Origin of the sequence: Verrucosispora sp. SN26_14.1 (genome assembly GCF_004307965.1) — a bacterium.
GTDB lineage: Bacteria > Actinomycetota > Actinomycetes > Mycobacteriales > Micromonosporaceae > Micromonospora.
The window spans coordinates 1-8,434 of record NZ_SISL01000257.1; the positions used below are offsets into that span (position 1 = coordinate 1).

At 72.8% G+C, this 8,434-nt stretch carries 6 protein-coding genes; 4 read left to right on the plus strand and 2 right to left on the minus strand.

All coding sequences use genetic code 11. From position 1 onward, the window contains the following. The 4 genes from EYA84_RS20730 to EYA84_RS20745 all read left to right on the plus strand — a co-directional run. Positions 1-215, plus strand: a 215-nt coding sequence (locus tag EYA84_RS20730) for a Rho termination factor N-terminal domain-containing protein (RefSeq protein ID WP_236145875.1), incomplete at its 5' end; no start/stop codon positions are given. A gap of 52 nt (positions 216-267) precedes the next feature. Further along, a complete protein-coding gene (locus EYA84_RS20735) occupies positions 268-1,119 on the plus strand; it encodes an aldo/keto reductase (protein WP_131054708.1) in 852 nt (283 codons plus the stop codon). 161 nt (positions 1,120-1,280) lie between these two features. After that, positions 1,281-2,297 (plus strand): ATP-binding cassette domain-containing protein, encoded by a 1,017-nt coding sequence (locus EYA84_RS20740; protein WP_131054709.1) that lies wholly within the window; start codon positions 1,281-1,283, stop codon positions 2,295-2,297. Beyond that, entirely contained in the window at positions 2,294-3,151 is an 858-nt protein-coding gene (locus EYA84_RS20745) for an ABC transporter permease (RefSeq protein ID WP_131054710.1), read from the plus strand. Before EYA84_RS20740 ends, EYA84_RS20745 begins: the two co-directional genes overlap by 4 nt. Before the next feature lie 67 nt (positions 3,152-3,218). Here the strand turns inward: EYA84_RS20745 and EYA84_RS20750 are convergent, their stop codons facing one another. Next, entirely contained in the window at positions 3,219-6,470 is a 3,252-nt protein-coding gene (locus EYA84_RS20750) for an AAA family ATPase (protein ID WP_131054711.1), read from the minus strand. 175 nt (positions 6,471-6,645) lie between these two features. Further along, positions 6,646-7,980: an AAA domain-containing protein gene (locus tag EYA84_RS20755; RefSeq protein WP_131054712.1), complete on the minus strand. Its 1,335-nt coding sequence runs from the start codon at positions 7,978-7,980 to the stop codon at positions 6,646-6,648. Positions 7,981-8,434: the final 454 nt, after the last annotated feature.

Consider the following 8,434-nt stretch of genomic DNA (forward strand, 5'->3'; position numbering starts at 1 on the left):
ACCCGGCGCCGGTGGCCGCCCGGCTGGCGGCCATGACCAGCCGCGCCGACGGTACGGCGTACCTGTCGGAGCGGTCGACACGCGAGCTGCGGGAGCTGGCCGCGCAGGTCGGGCTGCGCGGCCTCGGCGGACTGCGCAAGGCCGACCTGGTCGAGCGGATCGTGGACGCCACCATCGGCTACCGGCTGGACTCCACCGCCCTGCGCCGCCTCTGACGGCCGCCACGAGTGCGTGAGAAGGGGCCGGTCAGCGGGTATGTCGACCCCCATGACGAGCACGATTCCGGACATTCCCCTCAACGACGGCAACCCGATCCCGCAACTGGGCTTCGGGGTGTTCCAGATCGCCCCGAAGGACACCACCGAGGCGGTACGCACCGCGCTGGACGTCGGCTACCGGCACGTCGACACCGCCGAGATGTACGGCAACGAGGCCGAGGTCGGCCAGGGCGTACGCACGGCCGGGGTGGCCCGGGAGGACGTCTTCATCACGAGCAAGCTGAGCAACGCCTGCCACCGCCCCGACGACGCCCGCACCGCGTTCCAGGCGACGCTCGACGCGCTGCGGACCGACTACGTCGACCTCTTCCTCATCCACTGGCCGCTGCCGACCCGCTACGACGGCGACTTCGTCTCCACCTGGAAGGTGCTGGAGGAGTTCCGCGCCGACGGCCGGGCGAAGTCGATCGGCGTCTCCAACTTCCAGGTGCCGCACCTGGAGCGGCTGGCCGCCGAGACCGAGGTGGTGCCGGCGGTCAACCAGATCGAGGCGCACCCGTACTTCCCGAACGACGAGGTACGCGAGTACGGCGCCAGGAACGGCATCGTCACCCAGGCGTGGTCGCCGATCGCCCAGGGCGCGGTGCTCGGTGACCCGACCATCGCCGACATCGCCGAGCAGGTCGGCCGGACACCAGCCCAGGTGGTGCTGCGCTGGCACGTACAGCGGGGCGACGTGATCTTCCCCAAGTCGACCACCCCGAAGCGGATCGAGGAGAACATCGGCATCTTCGACTTTACGCTCGACGACGCCACCATGGAACGGATCACGCTGCTGGGCCGGGGCGAGGCCGGTCGGCAGGGTGCCCACCCGGACACCTTCGACTACATTCCGGCCTGACCCCCCGGGGCGGTGGGCCCCCACCCCCGGCGAACCGGCGCACCACGGCCGCCGCTAGATCCGATCTAGCGGCGGCTGTCCGTCGTCTCGCGCCTCCATCACGACGACGTCGTTGTAGCAGGCGGACGGCGACGGGACGAACGGAAGGAAACACCGAGATCATGAACAGACGCACCACCGGCCTCGCCATCGAGGCCGAGGGCCTGACCCGGTCGTTCGGTGAGACGCGGGCGCTCGCCGGACTCGACCTCCAGGTGCCCGCAGGTGCCGTGTACGGGGTACTCGGGCCGAACGGCGCCGGGAAGACCACCGCGGTACGGATCCTGGCGACGTTGCTGCGTCCGGACGGTGGTCGGGCCCGTGTCTTCGGGCACGACGTGGTCACCGAGGCCGAAGAGGTCCGCGCCCGGGTCAGCCTCACCGGCCAGTACGCCTCGGTGGACGAGGACCTGACCGGCACCGAGAACCTGGTCCTGCTGGGCCGGCTGCTCGGCCTGCGCAAGCCCGCCGCGCGGGAACGGGCCGCGCAGTTGCTGGCCGCGTTCGGGTTGACCGAGGCGGCCGGACGACAGGTCAAGAAGTACTCCGGCGGCATGCGCCGACGCATCGACATCGCGGCGAGCATCCTCAGCACCCCGGATCTGCTCTTCCTCGACGAGCCCACGACCGGGCTCGACCCACGCAGCCGCAACCAGGTGTGGGAGATCGTCCGCGCGGTGGTGGCACACGGCACGACGGTGCTGCTGACCACGCAGTACCTGGACGAGGCCGACCAGTTGGCCGGACGGATCGCGGTGATCGATCACGGCCGGGTGATCGCGGAGGGCACCCCGGGCGAACTCAAGTCCTCGGTCGGATCCGGCACGGTGCACCTGCGGTTGCGGGACGCGGACCAGCGCCCCGAGGCGCAGCGGTTGCTGGAGAGCGTGCTCGGCGTGGCGGTGCAACTGGACGCCGACCCGGTGGCGATCACCGCGCGGGTCGGTGAGGCCGGCAGCGATCTCGACGCCAGCGCACAGGCCGCCCGGGGGCTGGGCGAGCTGACCCGCGCCGGCATCGTGGTGGACGACTTCTCACTCGGCCAGCCGAGCCTGGACGAGGTCTTCCTGGCCCTGACCGACCGTCCCGCCGAGCCGACCGCCGGCGAGCGCGACGACGCGCTGGAGGCAGCCCGATGAGCAGCGACACCGCCACCTCGACCGGCCCGGCACCGTCGGTCTTCGTACCCTCCTCGGAGGCGTTGGCGACGGTGCTCGCACCGGCGGCGCGCCCGCCGCGCCCGAGCCCGCTCGCGGCGTCACTGACCTTCAGCTGGCGCGCCATGCTGAAGATCAAGCACGTACCGGAGCAGCTCTTCGACGTCACCATGTTCCCGATCATCATGGTGCTGATGTTCACGTACCTGTTCGGCGGCGCGCTCGCCGGCGATCCGCGTGACTACCTGCAGTTCTTCCTGCCGGGAATCATGGTGACCAGCGTCGTGATGATCACCATGTACACGGCCGTCGGGCTGAACACCGACATCGAGAAGGGCATCTTCGACCGGTTCCGCACGCTGCCGGTGTGGCGGCCCGCCGCCCTGGTCGGCATGATCTTCGGGGACGTGCTGCGCTACGTCCTCGCCGCCACGGTGATCCTCACCCTGGGGCTGGTGCTCGGCTTCCGTCCCGACGGCGGTCTGCTCGGGGTGCTGGCCGGGATCGGCCTGCTGGTGGTCTTCTCGTTCGCGTTCTCCTGGGTCTGGACGCTGTTCGGGCTGATCATGCGAAACGAGAAGTCGGTGATGGGCGTCAGCATGATGGTGCTGTTCCCGCTGACCTTCCTGAGCAACGTCTTCGTCGACCCCTCCACCATGCCCGGCTGGCTCCAGGCGTTCGTCAAGGCCAACCCGATCACCCACCTGGTGTCCTCGGTACGCGCCGCGATGGCCGGTACGTCGGACACGTCGGCCATGCTGTGGACCCTCGGCTGGAGCGTGCTGTTCGTAGCGGTCTTCGGCAGCCTCACCATGTACCGCTACAACCGCCGCTGACCCTCGACCGCCGGACCGGCTCCGGGCAGCGCCCCCGACCAGGAGGGTGCTGCCCGGAGCCGGCCGGTCACAACCGCCAGGACACCGGCGCGGCGGGCAGATAGCGGCAGGCGGCACCGGTGGAGACGGTGCCGCGCAGGTGCTCCGCCAGCGGCGGATGCCGTTCGTCGAGACGGCGCAGCGTGTCCCTGATCCTGGCCGTGACCGTCTTGCGGGCCCGCTCCGCCTCGTCACCCAGTCGGCGGGTCCGCCCGGCCAGCCCGGCGGCCGACCGCAACTGCGCGATCAACGCACCACGCTCGGCGTCCAGCGCGGCCACCTTCGGCGTGTCGCCACGGCCGGCCGCCCGGTCGATCTCGTCGTCGAGGCGGATCAGGTGCTGCCGGTAGCGGTTCCTCGCCTCCTCGTCGAGCACCTCGTCGCCGCCCATCCGCCGGGCCGCCGCCAGCTCCGGGCCGGCGGCCGGGTCGAGCAGCTCGACGGCGGGCACGTCGACACCGGGCCGTCCCAACAGCAGCCGCAGGTCGTGCAGCCCCTTGGCGTCCGGCAGGTGCACGGTCGCGCCCTGATAGGTGAGTCGCCAGACCGCCCCCTCGCGGCGGAACTCGTACGCCGGTGACGTGGGGACCGGGCCGGTCGGAGCCGGTGTGGACCGACCGCCCGGAGTGTCCTCGGCGAGCCGGGCGAGCACCTGCGGCAGGTCGAGTTCACGAGCCTCGTCCCGGGCCGTCACCCGGATCGCGTCGGCGGTGGCGGCGTCCCCCGGACGGCCCCGGGCGCGGAGGGCGTCCACGAGCGCCACCCGGACGAAGAGGGACCACGGCCGGGAACCCATCCGGTCGGCGGCGTCGCGGGCGGCGGTGAACCGGGTGACCGCGTCGTCCCACCGCCGGTCGGCGGCGTCGATCACGCCCAGCCAGTGGTCCACCGGGCCGCTGAGGTCGCATCCGAACAACGAGACCAGCCACTGCCCCTGGTACGGCAGCAGCGCCTGTCGCGCCTCCGCGCACCGCCCCGGGTCGGCGACCGTGGCCTGCGCGCGCAGTCGCAGCCAGAGCGGGGCGACCGGACCGGTGTACGTGGCTCCGGCGGCGTCGAGTTCGGCACTGATCCGGGTGGCGGTGCGGTGGTCGCCGCGTTCGGCGGCGGTGATGCCCCGCAGCAGCACCCGGTGCGGGTGCTCGCCGTCGTTCAGCCCGTCGACCATCTCGTCCGCCGCGTCGAACTCGCCCCGCAGCATGAGGTACGACCAGCGCAGGTGGTGGCCGAGGAAGCTGTGGTCGGCGTGCTCCCACTCGTCGAGGTCACCCAGCTCGAAGAAGCAGGTGTCGGCCTCGGCGAAGTCGCCCCGGAAGGCGCTGGTGATGCCACCGTCGATGGCCGCCGCCATCTGGTGGCGCGGTCTGCCGGTCTGTCGGGCGGTCGTCACGAACGCGGTCAGCTCGTCCTGGTAGCGGGGATCGCCGAGTTCGAGCAACGCCACCCACCGCAGCGAGGTGGCCCACAACTCGGTCTCCTGGTCGCCACCCCGCCGGGCCACCTCCCGGATCTCGGCGGTCAGCGCGACCCGGTCGGCTGCGGTGCCCGGCCCCCAGGTGGCGTCGTGGCGGGCCCAGAGGCTGAAGGCGAGCGCGTCGTCGTCGTGCACCCGCCGGGCGAGGGCTTCGGTGGCGGTGATCAGGTCGGCTTCCAACCGGCGGACCGGGGCCACGTCGGCGGGCTCGCCGACGAGCCGGCGGTACGCCTCACGGACCAGGCCCTCGGCGTCGACGGCGATCCGGGGATTGGTCTGGCAGTGCCGGTGCACGTTGAGGGCGAACCGGGCCAGCAGGGCCGGCTCGTCGGTGGTCAGCGCCAGGGCGGCGGTGTCGGCAAGGATCTGGTCGGCCTCGTCCCGACCCCCGGTGTGGAAGAGGCGGTCGGCCAACTCAATCATGATCTTGATCCGTTGGGACGGGTCCGTCGCCACCGTCGCCGCCCGCCGCAGGTGCACGGCCGACTCCTCCAACGCCAACCGGCAGGCGGCGTCCCGCGCGGCGGCGAGCAGCAGTTCCGCGCGACGGTACGCCTCCAGGTGCGCGTCGGCGAGCCACGCGTGCCGGGCCAGGTCGGCCGGGATCAGCCACTCGGCGAGCGCGGCGTGCTCGTCGACGGCGCGGACGACGGCGGCGTGCCGCAGCCGGCGCTCACCGTCGGCGAGACCGTCGTACAACGTCTCGCGGACCAGGTCGTGCGCGAAGGTGTACCGGCCGTCGCCGCCGGAGAGCACCAGCCGTGCGGCCACCGCCACGTCCAGCAGGGCGTCGAGCCGGGCCGGTGGCCGACCGGCACTCGCCGCCAGGACAGCCGCGTGGAACTCCCGCCCGAGGACCGCGGCGACGGTCAGCACGTCGACCACCTCGGCGGGCAACCGGTCGAGCCGTCGGCGCACCACCTCGCGTACGCCGGGCGGGATGCCGGCCAGTTGCCCGTCGGAGTGCCACAGCCGGGCGGTCTGCTCCACGAAGAACGGATTGCCGCCGGTGCGCCGGTGCACGTCGTCAACGCAGTGCGGATCCGGTTCCCGGCCGGCGGTGCGGGTCATCAACGCGCCGACCTCGTCCCGGGACAGGCCGGTGAGAGTGATCGGGGTGCCCTTGGCCACCAGCGACATCAGCAGCGGTCGCAGCGGATGGTCCTCCGCCTCCACCTCCGCGTCCCGGTACGTGCCGACCAGCAGCAACCGCTCGAACCAGGTGTGCTGGGCGGCGAACCGCAGCAGCCGCACCGACGCCGCGTCGGCCCAGTGCAGGTCGTCCAGGACCACCAGCACCGGCCGACGCTGGGAGACCGCGACCAGGGCGGCGGTGACCGAGTCGTAGAGCGCGAACGCCTCACGCTCGGCCGTGTCACCGTCACCGGGCCCGACCGTCGTCGGCAGCAGCCCGTCGCCACTGGCCGTGGCCGGGGTCATCAACGACGGACCGTGCGACCTCGACGTCGGATCCACCTCACCGAGCAGCAGCCGCAACGCCGGCTCGGCCGACTCGCGGGCCACCGCCCAGTCCTCCGGCGAGCGGCGCAGACCGCGCAGCACCTGCACCCAGGGCCAGTAACCGGGCGCGCTGGCGGAATCCCAGCAGGCCGCACCGAGCACCAGCGCACCCTGCCGGCGTGCCTCGTCGGCGGCGGACGTCACCAGGGTGGTCTTGCCGATCCCCGGCTCGCCGGTGACCAGGACCAGCCCGCCGTGACTGGCAGCGGCCCGGTCGACCTCGGCGCGCAACAGACCGGCGGGATGGTCCCGTCCGATCATCACGCCGCTGGGCCGCGCCCTCATGGCACCCGACGGTATCCGACACCACCGACAGACCCGCACCGATCGGCGACGACGCTGGGCTGACCCACGTCGGTGCGCAGACCGTCGGTGCACGGGGCGTCGGTGCGCAGACCGTCGGTGCACGGGGCGTCGGTGACGGCGTGCGCGAGCGGCCACCGGGCCGGGGCGCGCCGGGTCACCTGTCCGGGCCGACCGGGCCGAGCGCCGCCAGGTGGGCGAGGACAGCCTGGTTGGCCTCCCAACCGTCGGGGAACTTCACCGGCACGTCCAACTGCGGCGCCTCGGTCGACGGATGGGCGTCCAGCAGCTCGCCGATACCCGCACGGGCCACCACCACGCAGGCCTGCCGGTGCCGCGACGCCAGCACGCAGAGCCGCCCCGACTCCAGGTGGAAGGCGGTCGCGTCACGGCGGCCGGAGAGCGGGTGCAGCACGATCGTCATGTCGTACTCACGCCCCTGGAGCCGGTTGGCGGTGTCCACCGTGATGCCCGCTCCCTCCTCGCCGAGCAGCGACCGGATCACCGCGACCTGGTCACGGTGCGCGGCACCGACGGCGATCCGCTCCGCCGTCACCGGCGCGCCGCCGGGCGACTGCTCGCAGATCGCGACCGCCCCACGCCGCAGCACCCGGATGGCGAGCGCGGCGCACGCGGCGGCGGCTTCGGCGTCGGTCCGCAGGGTGTGCCGGGCCGGCAGTTCGTAGAGCGCCCATCCGTCGGTGGCGGCCAGTTCCACCGCCCGGTCGAGGGCGTCCCCCGGCCCCGTCTCGGTGAAGTGCAGCGCCCGCTGGGTCGAGACCGTGCCGGCACGGAACTCGGTGAAGGGGTAGAACGCCCGCGACACGACCGGGGCGGCCGAGGCGGGCAGCCGCCACGACACCGGCAGCCGGTGCACCGGCAACTGCGGGTTGTGCCGCAGCAGCACAGCCACCGCCGACTGCATCGGATCCCAGGTCAAACCCGCCCACCGGCCGGTCTCCACCGTGGAGAACGGGTCGAGCTGACCGGGATCGCCGACGAACAGCGCCCGTTCGAACCTGCCGGCCACGCGCAGCAACGCGTCCGAGCGCATCTGGTACGCCTCGTCCACGATCGCCCAGGGCCACGAGCCCTCGGCGACCGTGGCCCACTTGGCGGCCGTACCGATGACCACGGCCGAGGCGGCGAGGTCGGTGACCTTCGCGGCGACCCGGACCTGGTCGTGCGAGCCCACCCGTTCCGACGGCCGGTAGTCCCCGGCGGAGAGCCGACCGATCCGCAGCTCGGGTGCCTTCCGGGCGAGCCGGTCGATCAGGTCGTCGACCTGCTCGTTGGTCTGCGCGATGATCATCAACGGCTCACCGGTGCCGGCCAGCTCGACGGCGGCCCGCACCACCAGCGTGGACTTGCCCGCCCCGGGTGGAGAGTCGACCACCACGCCCCGGTGCTCGCCGGACCGCAGGTCGGACAGCACCGTCGTGATCACCCGCTCCGCCTCCGTACCCGGCGGCACCGTCAGCTGCGGCAGCATCTCCCCACCCCCATTCGGCGTCCCGCGACCCTACCGCCGTACGCACCACCACCCGGTACGCCGCACCCCACCACCGCACCCACTCATACTCATCGCGCCACACCCGACCGCCGCACGCACCGCTCTCACCGCGCCACACCCGACCGCCGCACCCGACCGTCGCCGCGCGCTGTACCCGACCACCGTGCGCACCGGCGCTCGCCGTGCCGATCCGCCGCCCGCCGCCGGCCAGGTAGGTCGGCGCCGCCGTAAGGGCGTCCCGACCTGCCGCATCCGACGCGTTGACCAGCCGAGATCGTGCTCGATCCAGGATCGAGTGGCTTCGCGAGCGCGACGAGACCACTCGATCCCGGATCGAGCGCGATCTTGCGCAGCGCGCGGACACAGGCGCAGCGCGACGCGGACACAGGCGCAGCGCGACGCGGACACAGGCGCAGCGCGACGCGGACACAGG